This is a genomic window from Streptomyces triticirhizae (genome assembly GCF_003696235.1).
GTDB lineage: Bacteria > Actinomycetota > Actinomycetes > Streptomycetales > Streptomycetaceae > Streptomyces > Streptomyces triticirhizae.
On the sequence record NZ_RFFJ01000005.1, the window covers coordinates 59079 to 76602 of the forward strand.

General features: G+C 67.8%; 11 protein-coding genes. All 11 read right to left on the reverse strand.

The features are described 5' to 3' along the window. Positions 1-153 precede the first annotated feature (153 nt). Positions 154-1854, reverse strand: a complete 1701-nt coding sequence (locus EBN88_RS02355) for a solute symporter family protein (RefSeq protein ID WP_122182088.1) — start codon at positions 1852-1854, stop codon at positions 154-156. Then, entirely contained in the window at positions 1851-2282 is a 432-nt protein-coding gene (locus tag EBN88_RS02360; protein ID WP_122182089.1) for a DUF485 domain-containing protein, read from the reverse strand. Before EBN88_RS02360 ends, EBN88_RS02355 begins: the two co-directional genes overlap by 4 nt. Before the next feature lie 257 nt (positions 2283-2539). Beyond that, entirely contained in the window at positions 2540-3733 is a 1194-nt protein-coding gene (gene tuf / locus EBN88_RS02365) for an elongation factor Tu (RefSeq protein WP_122182090.1), read from the reverse strand. 168 nt (positions 3734-3901) lie between these two features. Beyond that, positions 3902-6025 (reverse strand): elongation factor G, encoded by a 2124-nt coding sequence (gene fusA / locus EBN88_RS02370; protein ID WP_122182091.1) that lies wholly within the window; start codon positions 6023-6025, stop codon positions 3902-3904. 39 nt (positions 6026-6064) lie between these two features. Beyond that, positions 6065-6535 carry a 30S ribosomal protein S7 gene (gene rpsG, locus EBN88_RS02375; protein WP_113689428.1) on the reverse strand — a complete coding sequence of 157 codons (471 nt, stop codon included), beginning with the start codon at positions 6533-6535 and terminating at the stop codon, positions 6065-6067. A gap of 2 nt (positions 6536-6537) precedes the next feature. Next, a complete protein-coding gene (rpsL, locus tag EBN88_RS02380; protein WP_062207506.1) occupies positions 6538-6909 on the reverse strand; it encodes a 30S ribosomal protein S12 in 372 nt (123 codons plus the stop codon). 340 nt (positions 6910-7249) lie between these two features. After that, positions 7250-11149, reverse strand: coding sequence for a DNA-directed RNA polymerase subunit beta' (locus tag EBN88_RS02385; protein WP_122182092.1), 3900 nt, complete (start codon positions 11147-11149; stop codon positions 7250-7252). A 98-nt stretch (positions 11150-11247) separates the two neighbouring features. Next, positions 11248-14733, reverse strand: a complete 3486-nt coding sequence (gene rpoB, locus EBN88_RS02390) for a DNA-directed RNA polymerase subunit beta (RefSeq protein WP_122182093.1) — start codon at positions 14731-14733, stop codon at positions 11248-11250. A 476-nt stretch (positions 14734-15209) separates the two neighbouring features. Continuing rightward, entirely contained in the window at positions 15210-15596 is a 387-nt protein-coding gene (gene rplL / locus EBN88_RS02395; protein WP_122182094.1) for a 50S ribosomal protein L7/L12, read from the reverse strand. A gap of 111 nt (positions 15597-15707) precedes the next feature. Beyond that, on the reverse strand, positions 15708-16262 hold the full coding sequence (gene rplJ, locus EBN88_RS02400; protein ID WP_122182095.1) for a 50S ribosomal protein L10: 555 nt from the start codon (positions 16260-16262) through the stop codon (positions 15708-15710). Positions 16263-16554: 292 nt separating this feature from the next. Continuing rightward, positions 16555-17463 carry a LolA-like protein gene (locus EBN88_RS02405; protein ID WP_147472625.1) on the reverse strand — a complete coding sequence of 303 codons (909 nt, stop codon included), beginning with the start codon at positions 17461-17463 and terminating at the stop codon, positions 16555-16557. Positions 17464-17524: the final 61 nt, after the last annotated feature.

The following is a 17524-nucleotide window of genomic DNA, read 5'->3' on the forward strand; positions in this document are numbered from 1 at the left end:
GCGCGGGGCCGCGCCCGACGGCGAAGAACCCGCCCGCGCGCGTACGGGCGCGCGCCGGCGGGAGAACGGCGCCCGGGGCCCCGCCTGGGGAAGGGCGGGTGCGGGACCCCGGGCGCGGGGGCGGATGAGGCCCCCTCCTTCGAGTGCGAACCGTCAGTGCTTGGTCGCGCGTTCCGCCCCGGCGCCGGTGAGGGCCCGCACCTGGAGCTTCGCGAACCGCTCGGGTTCGGACTCGTTGGACATGAGGGTGCCGATCACGGCACAGAGCAGACCCAGCGGGATGGAGACCAGGCCGGGGTTCTCCAGCGGGAACCAGGAGATGTCGATGCTCTTCGGCAGCAGCGCCAGGTTGTTCCCCTCGGCGTCCACCTTGCCCGAGACCACCGGGGAGAAGATCACCAGGCCGACCGAGCTGATCAGGCCGCCGTAGATGCCGGCCACCGCTCCCCTGGTGTTGAACCGCTTCCAGAAGAGGCTCAGCAGGATCACCGGCAGGTTGGCCGAGGCGGCGATCGCGAAGGCCAGCGCGACCAGGAAGGCCACGTTGAGGTCCTGTGCGAAGACCGCCAGCACGATGGAGACCGCGCCCACGCCGATCGCGGCGAACCTGGCGACCCTGACCTCCTCCTGCTCGCTGGCCTTCCCGCCGCGCAGCACGGCGTTGTAGAAGTCGTGCGCCAACGAGGAGGACGAGGCGATCGTCAGCCCGGCCACCGTGGAGAGGATCGTCGCGAACGCCACCGCCGCGATCAGCGCCAGCATCACCGCGCCGAGGAAGTCGCCGCCGAAGTGCTGGCCGACCTCCTCGGCCAGCTGGGGCGCCGCCGTGTTGCCCGCCGAGTTCTGCGCCACGATCGCGTCGCGGCCGACCAGCGCCGCGGCGCCGAAGCCCAGGATCAGGGTCAGCAGGTAGAAGGTGCCGATGAGGCCGATGGCCCAGTTGACCGACTTCCGGGCGGTCTTGGAGTCCGGCACCGTGTAGAAGCGGATCAGGATGTGCGGCAGGCCCGCCGTGCCCAGCACCAGCGCCAGGCCCAGGCTGATCAGGTCCAGCTTGTTGACCATGGTCTGCCACGCGTCGCCGGCGACCTCGACGCCGTAGCGTTGCCCCGGTTCGAGGAACGCGTTCCCCGCGCCGCTCGCCTCGGCCGCGTCGTTCATCAGCGAGCCGAAGTTGAAGTCGTAGATCGACAGGACCAGCAGCGCGACCAGCAGCGCGCCGCCCATCAGCATCACGGCCTTGACGATCTGCACCCAGGTGGTGCCGGTCATCCCGCCGAACGACACATAGGTGATCATCAGCAGGCCGACGACCACGATGCCGACGATCTTGGCGGTGTCGGCGCTCATCCCGAGGTAGGTCTCACCCTCCTCGATGCCCAACAGCAGCGCCACCAGGGCGCCGGCGCCCACCATCTGCGCCAGCAGGTAGAAGATCGACACGGTCAGCGTCGAGACCGAGCCCGCCGTCCGCACCGGCCGCTGCTTCATCCGGTAGGACACGACGTCGGTCATCGTGAACCGGCCGGAGTTCCGCAGGAGTTCGGCGACCAGCAGCAGCGCCACCAGCCAGGCGACCAGGAAGCCGATCGAGTAGAGGAAGCCGTCGTAGCCGAAGAGCGCGATCATGCCAGCGATGCCCAGGAACGACGCGGCCGACATGTAGTCGCCGCCGATCGCGAAGCCGTTCTGGATGCCGCTGAAGCCCCGGCCCCCGGAGTGGAAGTCGGTGGCGGACTTCGTCTGCCGGCTCGCCCAGACGGTGATGCCGAGCGTCACCGCGATCAGCACGCCGAAGAGGATGACGGTGATCAGCCGCTCGTCCGAGGTGGTCTCCGCCGCGATGGAGATCATGCGTCGTCTCCCTTCCTGGCGCCGGGCACCGCCGGCTGGCCCTCCAACTCGTCGCGCAGCTCGTCGGCGAGGGGGTCGTAACGGCGGTTGGCGTAACGGGAGTAGAGGATCGCGATGCCGAAGGTCGTGACGAACTGCAACAGACCGAAGAACAGCGCGATGTTGGCGCTGCCGACCACCTCGGTCGACATCACCCCTCGGGCGTACGCCGACATCAGGACGTAGAGCAGGTACCAGGCGAAGAAGGCGATGCTCGCCGGGACGACGAAGCGCAGCAGCCGGCGGCGCAGTTCGTCGAACCGGGGATCGGCGTGCATCGCGGCCGAGCGTGCCTCCAGGTCGGCCTCGGCGGCGACGGCCGGCGGCGGGTCACCCCGTTCGGCGGGCTGGGGAGGCTCGCTGGAGTCGGGGGCGGAGTGTGTCGTCATCGACGGCTCCTTAGGAAAGCGGCCCGGGTGGTGACAAGGAAACTGCCCCCAGAATGTAAGGAGCGTCACACCCCCGGGGCAGGCCGAGGAGCCCGCCACTCGACGAACGGTCGAAATCAGCGCCGAGCGGGCGACGGGCAGATCACCCCGGGGAGAGCCGCCGGGAAACGCGCCCGGGCCCCGGGCCCACCGCGCGAGGCGGCGGGCCCGGGGCCCAGGTGAACGATGGCTCGCGGCCGGGGCCGCGAACGGTCAACTCACTTGATGATCTTGGTGACCTGACCGGCGCCGACGGTCCGACCACCCTCACGGATGGCGAACTTCAGGCCCTCCTCCATGGCGACGGGCTGGATCAGCTCGACGCGCATGTCGGTGTTGTCGCCCGGCATGACCATCTCGGTGCCCTCGGGGAGGTTCACCACACCGGTCACGTCGGTGGTGCGGAAGTAGAACTGCGGCCGGTAGTTGTTGAAGAAGGGGGTGTGACGGCCACCCTCGTCCTTCGACAGGATGTACGCGGTCGCCTCGAACTCGGTGTGCGGCGTGACCGAACCGGGCTTGATGACGACCTGGCCGCGCTCGACGTCCTCGCGCTTGATGCCACGGAGGAGCAGACCGACGTTCTCACCGGCCCGGCCCTCGTCCAGCAGCTTCCGGAACATCTCGATTCCGGTCACCGTGGTGGTGGCCTTCTCCTCCTTGATGCCGATGATGTCGACGGTCTCGTTGACCTTGAGGATGCCGCGCTCGATACGGCCGGTCACCACGGTGCCGCGACCGGTGATGGTGAACACGTCCTCGATCGGCATCAGGAACGGCTTGTCGACGTCCCGCTCGGGCTGCGGGATGGCGCTGTCCACGGCCTCCATCAGCTCAAGGACGGTCTTGGCCCACTCCGGGTCGCCCTCCAGCGCCTTCAGCGCGGAGACCTTGACCACGGGGACGTCGTCGCCCGGGAACTCGTACTCCGTGAGCAGCTCACGGACCTCAAGCTCCACCAGCTCCATGATCTCCTCGTCGTCCACCATGTCCGCCTTGTTGAGGGCGACCACGATGTACGGCACACCGACCTGGCGGGCCAGGAGCACGTGCTCCTTGGTCTGCGGCATCGGGCCGTCGGTGGCGGCGACCACCAGGATCGCGCCGTCCATCTGGGCGGCACCGGTGATCATGTTCTTGATGTAGTCCGCGTGACCCGGGCAGTCAACGTGCGCGTAGTGGCGGTTCTCCGTCTGATACTCGACGTGCGCGATGGAGATGGTGATACCGCGCTGACGCTCCTCGGGCGCCTTGTCGATGTTCTCGAACGCGAACGTCTCGTTGAGGTCCGGGTATGCGTCGTGCAGCACCTTGGTGATCGCCGCGGTAAGCGTCGTCTTGCCGTGGTCGATGTGACCGATGGTGCCAATGTTGACGTGCGGCTTAGTCCGCTCGAACTTCGCCTTCGCCACTGGGGTCCTCCTGTGGACTGGTGCTGTACGCCCCCCGCACCTTGCGGAAGGTTTTCAGGAATCGACCGAACCGGTCAGGACCCCGAGGGGATGCCCTTGACCGCTTCGCTAAAGGGCCGGGCACCGGGGGCGGAATGCCCCCGAATGCCCCTTGCTCCAGCTTAAGGGCTACTCGCCCTTGGCCTTCGCGATGATCTCCTCGGAGACGTTCTTGGGAACCTCACCATAGGAATCGAACTGCATGGAGTAGCTCGCACGACCGGAGGTCTTGCTGCGCAGGTCGCCGACGTAGCCGAACATCTCCGACAGCGGCACCAGGGCCTTGACGACCTTGTTGCCACCCCGGTCCTCCATGGCCTGGATCTGGCCACGGCGGGAGTTGATGTCGCCGATCACGTCGCCCATGTACTCCTCGGGCGTGGTGACCTCGACCGCCATCAGCGGCTCCAGGATGGCCGGGCTCGCCCTGCGGGCGGCCTCCTTGAAGACCATCGAGCCGGCGATCTTGAACGCCATCTCGGAGGAGTCCACGTCGTGGTACGCGCCGTCGAGCAGGGTCACCTTCACGCCGGTCAGCGGGTAGCCGGCGAGCACGCCGAACTCCATCGCCTCCTGGCAACCGGCGTCCACCGAGGGGATGTACTCCTTGGGGATGCGGCCACCGGTGACCTTGTTCTCGAACTCGTACCCGTCGCCCTCCAGCGGCTCCAGGCTGATCTGCACCTTGGCGAACTGACCGGAGCCACCGGTCTGCTTCTTGTGGGTGTAGTCAACCTTCTCCACCGCGCGACGCAGGGTCTCGCGGTAGGCCACCTGCGGCTTGCCGACGTTGGCCTCGACCTTGAACTCGCGCTTCATGCGGTCGACCAGCACATCGAGGTGCAGCTCGCCCATGCCGGCGATGATCGTCTGGCCGGTCTCCTCGTTGGTCTTGACCTGGAAGGACGGGTCCTCCTCGGCCAGCCGCTGGATCGCCACGCCCAGCTTCTCCTGGTCGCCCTTGGACTTGGGCTCGATGGCGACCTCGATCACCGGAGCCGGGAACTCCATGGACTCCAGGATGATCTGGTGGGTGGCGTCCGACAGCGTCTCACCCGTGGTGGTCTGCTTGAGCCCCATCACGGCGACGATGTCACCGGCGCCAACGCGGTCGATCTCCTCCCGCTTGTTGGCGTGCATCCGGTAGATCTTGCCGATCCGCTCCTTGCGGCCCTTCACGGCGTTCAACACCTGGGTGCCCGCCTGGAGCACGCCGGAGTAGACGCGGATGAAGGTCAGCTTGCCCAGGTGCGGGTCGCTGGCGATCTTGAACGCCAGGGCCGACAGCGGCTCCTCCTCGGAGGGCTTCCGGCGGATGACCTCCTCGCTGTCCTTCGGCGAGTGGCCCTCCACGGCCTCGACGTCCAGCGGCGACGGCAGGTACCGCACGACCGCGTCGAGCAGGGGCTGCACGCCCTTGTTCTTGAACGCGGTGCCGCAGAACACCGGGGTGATCGTGGTGGAGCCCTCGGCGCCGGTGGAGGCGAGGGTGATCCGACGGATCGCGGTGTAGAGCTGGTCCACGGTGGGCTCGGTGCCCTCCAGGTACAGCTCCATCAGCTCCTCGTCGTTCTCGGAGACGGCCTCGACGAGCTTGCCGTGCCACTCGTCGGCCTGCTCGCGCAGGTCCTCCGGGATGTCCACGACGTCGTACATCTCGCCGAGCTTGGTCTCCTCGGACCAGACCAGGGCCTTCATGCGGACCAGGTCGATGACGCCCTTGAAGCCCGCCTCGGCACCGATCGGGAGCTGCATGACCAGCGGGGTGGCCTTCAGCCGGTCGACGATCATGTCGACGCAGCGGAAGAAGTCCGCACCCGTGCGGTCGAGCTTGTTCACGAAGCAGATGCGCGGAACGCCGTAGCGGTCCGCCTGACGCCAGACGGTCTCCGACTGCGGCTCGACACCGGCGACACCGTCGAAGACGGTGACCGCGCCGTCGAGCACCCGCAGGGAGCGCTCCACCTCGACCGTGAAGTCAACGTGGCCGGGGGTGTCGATGATGTTGATCGTGTGGTCGACCTCATCGAGCGGCCAGTGGCAGGTGGTGGCCGCGGAGGTGATGGTGATCCCCCGCTCCTGCTCCTGCTCCATCCAGTCCATCGTGGCGGCGCCGTCGTGGACCTCACCGATCTTGTAGCTCACACCGGTGTAGTAAAGAATCCGCTCGGTGGTGGTCGTCTTGCCCGCGTCGATGTGAGCCATGATCCCGATGTTGCGGACCCTGGCCAGGTCAAGTGAAGTGGTAGCCATCTGGCTTCAGTCTTCTCTCGGTCTCGATAGGGGTTGCGACTACCAGCGGTAGTGCGCGAACGCCTTGTTGGACTCGGCCATCTTGTGCGTGTCCTCGCGCTTCTTCACGGAGGCACCGAGGCCGTTGGAGGCGTCGAGCAGCTCGTTCATCAGGCGCTCGGTCATCGTCTTCTCGCGACGGGCGCGGGAGTAGCCGACGAGCCAACGCAGGGCGAGCGTGGAGGAACGCCCGGGGCGCACCTCGACCGGCACCTGGTACGTGGCGCCACCGACGCGGCGGGACCGCACCTCAAGGGTGGGCTTCACGTTCTCCAGGGCGCGCTTCAGGGTGATGACCGGGTCGTTGCCGGTCTTCTCCCGCAGCCCCTCCATGGCGCCGTAGACGATGCGCTCGGCGGTGGAGCGCTTGCCGTTCAGCAGCACCTTGTTGATCAGGGAGGTCACCAGAGGAGAACCGTAGACCGGGTCGATGTGCACCGGTCGCTTCGGGGCGGGGCCCTTACGAGGCATGGTTACTTCTCCTTCTTGGCGCCGTAGCGGCTGCGGGCCTGCTTGCGGTTCTTGACGCCCTGGGTGTCCAGGGAACCGCGGATGATCTTGTAGCGAACACCCGGCAGGTCACGCACCCTTCCACCGCGCACCAGCACGATGGAGTGCTCCTGAAGGTTGTGGTTCTCACCCGGAATGTAGGCGGTGACCTCGATCCCGTTGCTGAGCCGGACACGCGCGACCTTACGCAGCGCCGAGTTCGGCTTCTTGGGCGTGGTGGTGAACACACGCGTGCAGACGCCACGGCGCTGGGGCGAACCCTCAAGCGCGGGCGTCTTGTTCTTCTCGACCTTGTCCTGCCGGCCCTTGCGGACCAGCTGCTGGATCGTTGGCACCGTATCTCCGGTTTCTCTGTGCCGGTCTCAATAAAGCTAACCTGGAACACGCCGACCCACGCGGTCGGGCGTGTCGAAAACCGCGAGCTTCCGCGACTCCGCTCGGGAGCGCTGGGAAGAGTGTGCGGACCCCGGAGTTCCGACTGCCGCCGAAAAAGCGCAGGGAACACCCCAGGCACAAGGTCAGAGCGTACCCAGCGCGATGGCCTGGGTCAAAACGATCGAGGTCCGGCCCCCTTGACGTGGCCGGGCGTTCCACCGGCGGCGACGCGACAGGGCCGTGACAGGCCGGTGGCCGGGGCGGATCGCTCCGCCCCGGCCACCGGTCACTCGCGAGGACTCAGCCCTGGTAGGGGCCGTAGTCGTAGTCCTCCAACGGGACCGCCTGGCCGGAGCCGGTGCCGAAGGGCGAGTAGTCGATGTCGTCGTACCCGACGGCCGAGTACATCGCGGCCTTCGCCTCCTCGGTCGGCTCCACCCGGATGTTCCGGTAGCGGGACAGGCCCGTGCCGGCCGGGATCAGCTTACCGATGATCACGTTCTCCTTGAGGCCGATCAGCGAGTCCGACTTGGCGTTGATCGCCGCGTCGGTCAGGACCCGCGTCGTCTCCTGGAAGGACGCCGCCGACAGCCACGACTCGGTGGCCAGCGACGCCTTGGTGATGCCCATCAGCTGCGGACGACCGGAGGCGGGGTGCCCGCCCTCGGCCACCACGCGGCGGTTCTCCGACTCGAACTTCGAGCGCTCGACCAGCTCGCCCGGCAGCAGCTCCGCGTCGCCGGACTCGATGATCGTCACCCGGCGCAGCATCTGCCGGACGATGATCTCGATGTGCTTGTCGTGGATGGCCACACCCTGCGAGTTGTAGACCTTCTGGACCTCGCCCACCAGGTAGATCTGCACCGCGCGCTGGCCCAGGATGCGCAGCACGTCGTGCGGGTTGGCGGCGCCCACGGTCAGCGGCTGGCCGACCGTGACGTGGTCGCCCTCGCCGACCAGCAGCCTGGCCCGCTTGGAGACCGCGTAGGAGGTCTCGTCGGAGCCGTCGTCCGGCGTGACGATGACCTTCTTGGTCTTCTCGGTCTCCTCGATCCGCACCCGGCCGGCCGACTCGGAGATCGGCGCGACGCCCTTGGGCGTGCGGGCCTCGAACAGCTCGACCACACGCGGCAGACCCTGGGTGATGTCCTCACCCGCCACACCACCGGTGTGGAAGGTCCGCATCGTCAGCTGGGTGCCCGGCTCACCGATGGACTGGGCCGCGATGATGCCGACGGCCTCGCCGATGTCCACCAGCTTGCCGGTGGCCAACGAACGCCCGTAGCACATGGCGCAGGTGCCGACGGCCGACTCGCAGGTGAGCACCGAGCGGGTCTTGACCGTCTCCACGCCGTGCCGGACCAGCTCGTCGATGAGCACGTCGCCCAGGTCGGTGCCGGCCGGGGCCAGCACCTTCCCGTCCACCGTGATGTCCTCGGCCAGACACCGGGCGTAGACGCTGCTCTCGACGTCGTCCGCCTTGCGCAGCACGCCCTCCGCGTCCTTGGAGGCGATCGTCAGCTTGAGGCCACGGTCGGTGCCGCAGTCCTCCTCGCGGATGATCACGTCCTGGGAGACGTCCACCAGACGACGGGTCAGGTAGCCCGAGTCGGCGGTCCGCAGCGCGGTGTCGGCGAGGCCCTTCCGGGCGCCGTGGGTGGAGATGAAGTACTCCAGCACCGTGAGGCCCTCGCGGAACGACGCCTTGATCGGCCGCGGGATGGTCTCGTTCTTCGCGTTGGACACCAGACCACGCATACCGGCGATCTGACGCATCTGCATCATGTTGCCGCGCGCACCCGAGTCCACCATCATGAAGATCGGGTTGGTCTTCGGGAAGTTGTCGCTCATCGCGTCCGCGACCTCGGCCGTGGCCTTGGTCCAGATCGCGATCAGCTCCTGGGTCCGCTCGTCCTTGGTGATCAGGCCACGCTCGTACTGCTTCTGGACCTTCTCGTCCTGTGCCTCGTAGTCGGCGATGATCTGCTTCTTCGCCTCGGGCACCACGATGTCGGAGACGGCCACGGTGACCCCGGACCGGGTGGCCCAGAAGTAGCCGGCCGACTTGAGGTTGTCCAGCGCGGCGGCCACCACGACCTTCGGGTACCGCTCGGCCAGGTCGTTGACGATGCCGGAGAGCTGCTTCTTGCCCACCGACTGGTCGACGAACGGGTAGTCCTCGGGCAGCAGTTCGTTGAAGAGCGCCCGACCCAGCGTGGTGCGCAGGCGGAAGCTCTCCCCCGGCTGCCAGGCCGGCTCGCCGTCCTCGGGCTCCGGCGGCGTCCAGCCGCGCGGCGGGACGGTGCCCAGCGGGAAGCGGATGTCGATCTTCGCCTGGAGCGACAGCTCGCCGGCGTCGAACGCCATGATCGCCTCGGCCGTTGACGCGAAGGACCGGCCCTCGCCCCGCACCTCGCGCTCCTCCTCGTCGGTGGTGAGGAAGAAGAGCCCGAGCACCATGTCCTGGGTCGGCATGGTCACCGGCCGGCCGTCGGCCGGCTTGAGGATGTTGTTCGAGGACAGCATCAGGATGCGGGCCTCGGCCTGGGCCTCGGCCGACAGCGGCAGGTGCACGGCCATCTGGTCGCCGTCGAAGTCCGCGTTGAACGCGGTGCAGACCAGCGGGTGGATCTGGATGGCCTTGCCCTCGACCAGCTGCGGCTCGAACGCCTGGATGCCGAGGCGGTGCAGGGTGGGCGCGCGGTTGAGCAGCACCGGGTGCTCGGCGATGACCTCTTCGAGGACGTCGTACACCACGGTGCGCTGCCGCTCGACCATCCGCTTGGCCGACTTGATGTTCTGCGCGTGGTTGAGATCGACCAGCCGCTTCATCACGAACGGCTTGAACAGCTCCAGCGCCATCGCCTTGGGCAGGCCGCACTGGTGCAGCTTCAGCTGCGGGCCGACGACGATCACCGAACGGGCCGAGTAGTCGACGCGCTTGCCCAGCAGGTTCTGCCGGAACCGACCCTGCTTGCCCTTGAGCATGTCGGAGAGCGACTTCAGCGGGCGGTTGCCCGGACCGGTGACCGGGCGGCCGCGCCGGCCGTTGTCGAACAGCGCGTCAACGGCCTCCTGGAGCATCCGCTTCTCGTTGTTGACGATGATCTCGGGCGCGCCCAGGTCCAGCAGCCTCTTCAGCCGGTTGTTCCGGTTGATGACGCGGCGGTACAGGTCGTTCAGGTCGGAGGTCGCGAACCGGCCACCGTCCAGCTGCACCATCGGACGCAGGTCCGGCGGGATCACCGGGACACAGTCCAGCACCATGCCGCGCGGGCTGTTGGAGGTCTGGAGGAACGCCGAGACCACCTTGAGCCGCTTCAGGGCACGGGTCTTCTTCTGGCCCTTGCCGGTGCGGATGATCTCCCGCAGCCGCTCGGCCTCCTCGGTGAGGTCGAAGGTCTCCAGCCGCTTCTGGAGCGCGGCGGCGCCCATCGAGCCGTCGAAGTAGGTGCCGAAGCGGTCGCGCAGCTCGCGGTAGAGCAGCTCGTCGCCCTCCAGGTCCTGGACCTTGAGGTTCTTGAAGCGGTTCCACACCTCGTCGAGCCGGTCCAGCTCGCGCTGGGCCCGGTCGCGCAGCTGCTTCATCTCGCGCTCGGCGCCCTCGCGCACCTTGCGGCGGACGTCGGCCTTGGCGCCCTCGGCCTCCAGCTCGGCCAGGTCGGCCTCCTGCTTCTTGGCCCTGGCCTCCAGGTCGGCGTCGCGGCGCTGTTCGATCTGCTGCCGCTCCACCGAGATGTGCGCTTCGAGGGACGGCAGGTCGCGGGTGCGACGCTCCTCGTCCACATACGTGATCATGTAGGCGGCGAAGTAGATGACCTTCTCCAGGTCCTTCGGCGCCAGGTCGAGCAGGTACCCCAGGCGCGACGGCACGCCCTTGAAGTACCAGATGTGGGTGACGGGGGCGGCCAGTTCGATGTGGCCCATCCGCTCCCTGCGCACCTTGGCGCGGGTCACCTCGACGCCGCAGCGCTCACAGATGATGCCCTTGAAGCGGACGCGCTTGTACTTGCCGCAGTAGCACTCCCAGTCCCGGGTGGGGCCGAAGATCTTCTCGCAGAAGAGGCCGTCCTTCTCGGGCTTGAGGGTGCGGTAGTTGATGGTCTCCGGCTTCTTCACCTCGCCGTGAGACCACTGACGGATGTCGTCAGCCGTCGCCAGGCCGATCCGCAGTTCGTCGAAGAAGTTGACGTCGAGCACTCTCGTCAATCCCTCTCAGGGTCGTGTCAGTCAATGGTCTGTCGGGGTCCGGGGGGAGCCGGGGGAACGTGGTGGCCACGCTCCCCCGGCCTGGCCCGTCAGACCTCTTCGACGCTGCTCGGCTCCCGCCGGGACAGGTCGATGCCGAGCTCTTCCGCGGCGCGGAAGACGTCCTCGTCGGTGTCGCGCATCTCGATGGACATGCCGTCCGAGGACAGCACCTCCACGTTCAGGCAGAGCGACTGCATTTCCTTGATGAGCACCTTGAAGGACTCGGGAATGCCGGGCTCGGGGATGTTCTCGCCCTTGACGATCGCCTCGTAGACCTTGACCCGGCCGGTGACGTCGTCGGACTTGATGGTCAGCAGCTCCTGGAGCGCGTAGGCGGCGCCGTACGCCTCCAGCGCCCACACCTCCATCTCGCCGAACCGCTGACCGCCGAACTGCGCCTTACCGCCGAGCGGCTGCTGGGTGATCATCGAGTACGGGCCGGTGGAACGGGCGTGCAGCTTGTCGTCCACCAAGTGGTGCAGCTTCAGGATGTACATGTACCCGACGGAGATCGGGTCGGGGAACGGCTCCCCGGAACGGCCGTCGAAGAGCCGCGCCTTGCCGGACGGCAGCACCAGGCGGTCGCCGTCGCGGTTCGGGATGGTGGAGCCGAAGAGGCCCGCCATCTCGTCCTCGCGGGCGCCGTCGAAGACCGGGGTGGCCACGTTGGTGCCCGGCGCGACGTCGTCGGCGCCGATGGCGGCGAGCCGCTGCTGCCACTCCTCCTCCAGGCCCTCGACCTTCCAGCCCTGGGAGGCCAGCCAGCCGAGGTGGATCTCCAGCACCTGACCCGGGTTCATCCGGGACGGGACGCCCAGCGGGTTGAGGATGATGTCGACCGGGGTGCCGTCCTCCATGAACGGCATGTCCTCGACGGGCAGGATCTTGGAGATGACGCCCTTGTTGCCGTGCCGGCCGGCGAGCTTGTCGCCGTCGGTGATCTTCCGCTTCTGGGCCACGTAGACGCGGACCAACTGGTTGACGCCCGGCGGCAGTTCGTCGCCCTCCTCGCGGTCGAAGACGCGCACGCCGATGACCTTGCCGGTCTCGCCGTGCGGCACCTTCAGCGAGGTGTCGCGGACCTCACGGGCCTTCTCGCCGAAGATCGCGCGCAGCAGGCGCTCCTCCGGGGTCAGCTCCGTCTCGCCCTTGGGGGTCACCTTGCCCACCAGGATGTCGCCGGCCTCGACCTCGGCGCCGATCCTGATGATGCCCCGGTCGTCGAGGTCCGCGAGGACCTCCTCGGAGACGTTGGGGATGTCGCGGGTGATCTCCTCGGGGCCCAGCTTGGTGTCGCGGGCGTCGACCTCGTGCTCCTCGATGTGGATCGAGGAGAGGACGTCGTCCTGCACCAGGCGCTGGGAGAGGATGATCGCGTCCTCGTAGTTGTAGCCCTCCCACGGCATGAACGCGACCAGCAGGTTCTTGCCGAGCGCCATCTCGCCACGGTCGGTGGACGGGCCGTCGGCGATCACCTGGCCGGCGACCACCCGGTCGCCCTCCTCGACCAGGACCTTCTGGTTGAACGAGGTGCCCTGGTTGGAGCGGTGGAACTTGGCCAGCCGGTGGGTGACATGGGTGCCGTCGTCGTTCTGCACCGAGATGTAGTCGGCGGAGACGTCGGAGATCACGCCGTCCTTCTCGGCCTTGATCACGTCGCCGGCGTCCACGGCGGAGCGGTACTCCATGCCGGTGCCGACCAGCGGGGCCTCCGCCTGGAGCAGCGGCACGGCCTGGCGCATCATGTTGGAGCCCATCAGCGCCCGGTTGGCGTCGTCGTGCTCCAGGAACGGGATCATGGCCGTGGCCACCGACACCATCTGGCGCGGCGAGACGTCCATGTAGTCGACCTCGGTGCCGGCGACGTAGTCGATCTCGCCGCCACGGCGGCGGACCAGCACCCGGGACTCGGCGAAGTGGTAGTCCTCCGTCAGCGGCGCGTTGGCCTGCGCGATGACGAAGCGGTCCTCCTCGTCGGCGGTCAGGTAGTCGACCTGGTCGGTGACGACGCCGTCGGTGACCCTGCGGTACGGGGTCTCGACGAAGCCGAACGCGTTCAGTCGACCGAAGGCCGCGAGCGAACCGATGAGGCCGATGTTCGGACCCTCGGGGGTCTCGATCGGACACATCCGACCGTAGTGCGAGGGGTGCACGTCACGGACCTCAAGGCCGGCCCGCTCACGGCTGAGGCCGCCGGGGCCCAGCGAGTTCAGCCGGCGCTTGTGGGTCAGGCCGGAGAGCGGGTTGGTCTGGTCCATGAACTGCGACAGCTGGCTGGTGCCGAAGAACTCCTTGATGGAGGCGACGACCGGCCGGATGTTGATCAGGGTCTGCGGCGTGATCGCCTCGACGTCCTGGGTGGTCATCCGCTCGCGGACGACCCGCTCCATCCGGGCCAGGCCCGTGCGGACCTGGTTCTGGATCAGCTCGCCGACGTTGCGCAGGCGCCGGTTGCCGAAGTGGTCGATGTCGTCGGTCTCCACCACGATGGTCCGGCCGCTGGCGGTGACCGTCTCGGTCTCGCCCGCGTGCAGCCGCACCAGGTACTTGATGGTGGCGACGATGTCCTCGACGGTGAGCACGCCGGCGTCCAGCGGCTCGTCCCCGCCCAGCTTCTTGTTGATCTTGTAGCGACCGACCTTGGCCAGGTCGTACCGCTTGGGGTTGAAGTACAGGTTCTCCAGGAGCGTCTGCGCGGCCTCACGCGTCGGCGGCTCGCCCGGGCGGAGCTTGCGGTAGATGTCGAGCAGCGCGTCGTCCTGCCCCTGGGTGTGGTCCTTCTCCAGGGTGGCGCGCATGGACTCGTACTCGCCGAACTCCTCCAGGATCTGGTCGGAGGTCCAGCCCAGGGCCTTCAGCAGCACGGTCACGGACTGCTTGCGCTTGCGGTCGACCCGGACCCCGACCATGTCGCGCTTGTCGATCTCCATCTCCAGCCAGGCGCCCCGGGAGGGGATGATCTTGGCGGAGAAGAGGTCCTTGTCGGAGGTCTTGTCGATGCTGCTGTCGAAGTAGACGCCCGGGGACCGCACCAGCTGCGAGACGACCACGCGCTCGGTGCCGTTGATGCAGAAGGTGCCCTTGTCGGTCATCAGCGGGAAGTCACCCATGAAGACCGTCTGCGACTTGATCTCGCCGGTCTCGTTGTTGGTGAACTCCGCCGTGACGAACAGCGGGGCGGCATAGGTGAAGTCGCGTTCCTTGCACTCGTCGATCGAGTTCTTCGGCGGCTCGAAACGGTGGTCGCGGAATGTCAGGGACATCGACCCGGAGAAGTCCTCGATCGGGGAGATCTCCTCGAAGATCTCCTCAAGACCTGACTTCGTCGGAACGTTCTGTCCACTCTCCAGCGCGGCCTCGACGCGGGCCTTCCAGGCGTCATTGCCGAGCAGCCAGTCAAAGCTCTCGGTCTGCAGCGCAAGGAGATTGGGAACCTCTAGCGGCTCCTTGATCTTGGCGAAGGAGACACGCAGCGGTGCGGTGCTGGTGCCGTTGTTCTGGTTGTTCGTCGAGGCGTTGCGCGAGGCGGCCAAGAGGGGGTCCTTCCGAGGGCTCGGACTCTCTGCGCGCGTGCCGGCCCCCAAGGTGACGGGCAGGAGGCAGCTAGGCAGCGCAAAGGGTCAGTGTAGCCACAAGACCCACTGATGTCCAACGCCCATATTCCATCAATCGAGGAGCCACCCTCGGCCGTGCTCCGCTCCGTCTCCAGCCGCCTCGAAGGCTGGCAACGGACCCGTCTGCCGCATCACTTCCCACCTCGCCGGGATTCCATGCCTCGGATCATGGATTCGATCCGGCGTGCGACCAGAGAATCGCGCGACCGCTGCGGTTCGTCAAGGCCCCTACTACACCGCCACCCGTCCCGGGCATCTCCGAGAAGCGGCCGAAGATCACCATACCCGCCGCCGCGCCCCGGGCAAGGAGGCGTTCCGCGAGAACGCCAGGGGGCGACCACCCGCTGGGTGATCGCCCCTGGTAGGACCCCGTGTGGGGAGGAGTGACGCGAAGGTCACTTCACCTCGACGGAGGCGCCGGCGCCCTCGAGGGACTCCTTGGCCTTGTCGGCGGCCTCCTTGTTGACCTTCTCCAGAACCGGCTTCGGGGTGTTGTCCACCAGCTCCTTGGCCTCCTTCAGACCCAGGGAGGTCAGCTCGCGCACGACCTTGATCACCTGGATCTTCTTGTCGCCGGCACCGGTCAGGACGACGTCGAACTCGTCCTTCTCCGGCTCGGCCTCGGCGGCGGCGCCACCGCCACCCGGGGCGGCGACGACGGCGGCCGGGGCGGCGGCCTCGACGTCGAACTTCTCCTCGAACTTCTTCACGAAGTCGGAGAGCTCGATCAGGGTCATCTCGGCGAACTGCTCAAGCAGTTCGTCCTGGCTCAGCTTCGCCATGATGGCGGTCCTTCCACTTGAGCCGGCTGGCGCCGGTTGAACGTGTGATGCGGGCCTGGGCGGCCCACTGAGGTCCCCGAGGGAACCGGGGTGACGCGCGCGTCCCCGTGGTTACTCGGCGGACTCGGCGGCGGCCGGCGCACCGGCACCACCCTGCTCGACCTTGTCCCGCAGCGCGTCCGCGGTGCGGACGAACTTCGTGAGCGGGGCCTGGAAGGTCGCGGCGGCCTTGGCCATCGACGCCTTCATGCCACCGGCGAGCTTGGAGAGCAGAACCTCGCGCGACTCCAGGTCGGCGAGCTTGACGATCTCCTCGGCGTTGAGCGGCTTGCCCTCCAGGACGCCGCCCTTGATGACCAGCGCCGGGTTCTCCTTGGCGAAGTCACGCAGGCCCTTCGCCACGTTGACCGGGTCCCCAGTCACGAAGGCGACGGCGGTGGAGCCCTTGAAGAACTCGTCCAGCCCGCTGACCCCGGCCTCGTTGGCCGCGATCTTGGTCAGCGTGTTCTTCGTCACGCGGTACTGGGCGTTCTCGCCGAGCGCGCGGCGCAGCTCCTTGAGCTGAGCCACGGTGAGCCCGGTGTAGGCGGTGACCACGGCGGCGTTCGACGCCTCGAAGCGCTGCCTGATCTCCGCGACGACCGCGCCCTTGTCGGAACCAGCCATAACCTCGGCCCTCCTTCCGGTTTTTCCGCAGGTGTTCAGCAACCGCGGCAGAAGGGTCCGGCAAACGAAAACGCCCCGGGCGCAGGCGCTCAGGGCGTAACGTGTGGAGAACTCCACACGCACACATCCACGATCACCTGCGCGGGTCGCCGCGTGAGCGGTCCTTCGGCCGCCCCGAACCCCGAGGGGTCAAGGCGACAACCAGCGGTCTCTGGCTTTACGTGGCAGCGTACGTGAGGGGATTTCGTTCAGGCAAATCGGGGTAGGGACAGAGGCTGTCCCGACAGCGGCCTCAGGAGAGCGAGGCGTTCAGCTCCTCCATCAGCTCCACGAAGTCGATCACCAGCTCGGCGGCGGGCTGCTCCACGGAGACCTCGGTGTTGAAGTCCGAGTAGCGGACCTCGTACTCCACCGGGCCCTCGGGGGTCTCGTAGGACTGCCGCACCTGCACCGGGAGGTCGTTCTCGTCGATCCAGACGTCGATGTCGTAGCCGTCGATGCCCTGCTGCTCCATGGTCGCGACCAGCTGCTCGACCTCCTCCTCGGTGAGCACCTCGGTGAGGCCGCTCTGGTCGCCGGCGACGGCGTCCTCGACGCTCATGGTGCCGGCGTAGTGGCGGGTCTCGACGCCGTTCACCGTCTCCTCGCCGACCTCCTCGATGCCGGGCGCGCTGAGCAGCATGGCGACCTGCTGGGCCGGGTCCTGGCCGGCGGACTCCAGGCCCATGGTCATGGCGTCGGCCATGGCCGCGTCGCCGCTCTCCTCGGCGATCGCCGCCAGGTCCATGGAGAGCCACTCGGGGCCCCCCATCTCGGCGCCGAACTCCGTCCCCATGTGCATGTACATCACGTTGTCCAGCCAGCGCACCTCGATCTCGTCGGGTGCGCCGGGGGTGGCGGCCAGCTCCTCGCCGGAGACGAACATCCGCATCGTGAGCGAGGAATCCCAGCTCATGACGCCCTCCATGGTGGTCTGCCCACCGGCGGAGGCCGGGGCGGTCATCTCGCCCTCGAACCGGGCCGAGCGCATCTCGGATGTGGTCTCGGCGGCGGCCTGGAGCGCGGCGCTGGCGTCCTGGCCGCTCCGCTCCTCGGCGGTGGCGCGGCTCTCGGGCGAGCCGTCCTCGCTGCCACAGGCGGCGGTGCCGGCCAGCAGGGCGACTCCGGCAACTCCGGTCAGCATCCGGAAAGCGAAACGCATGATCCCCCCAAGTGTGCGACAGGGTCGGTCAGTTGCTCCCCCTCCGCTCACCCTAAAGGGG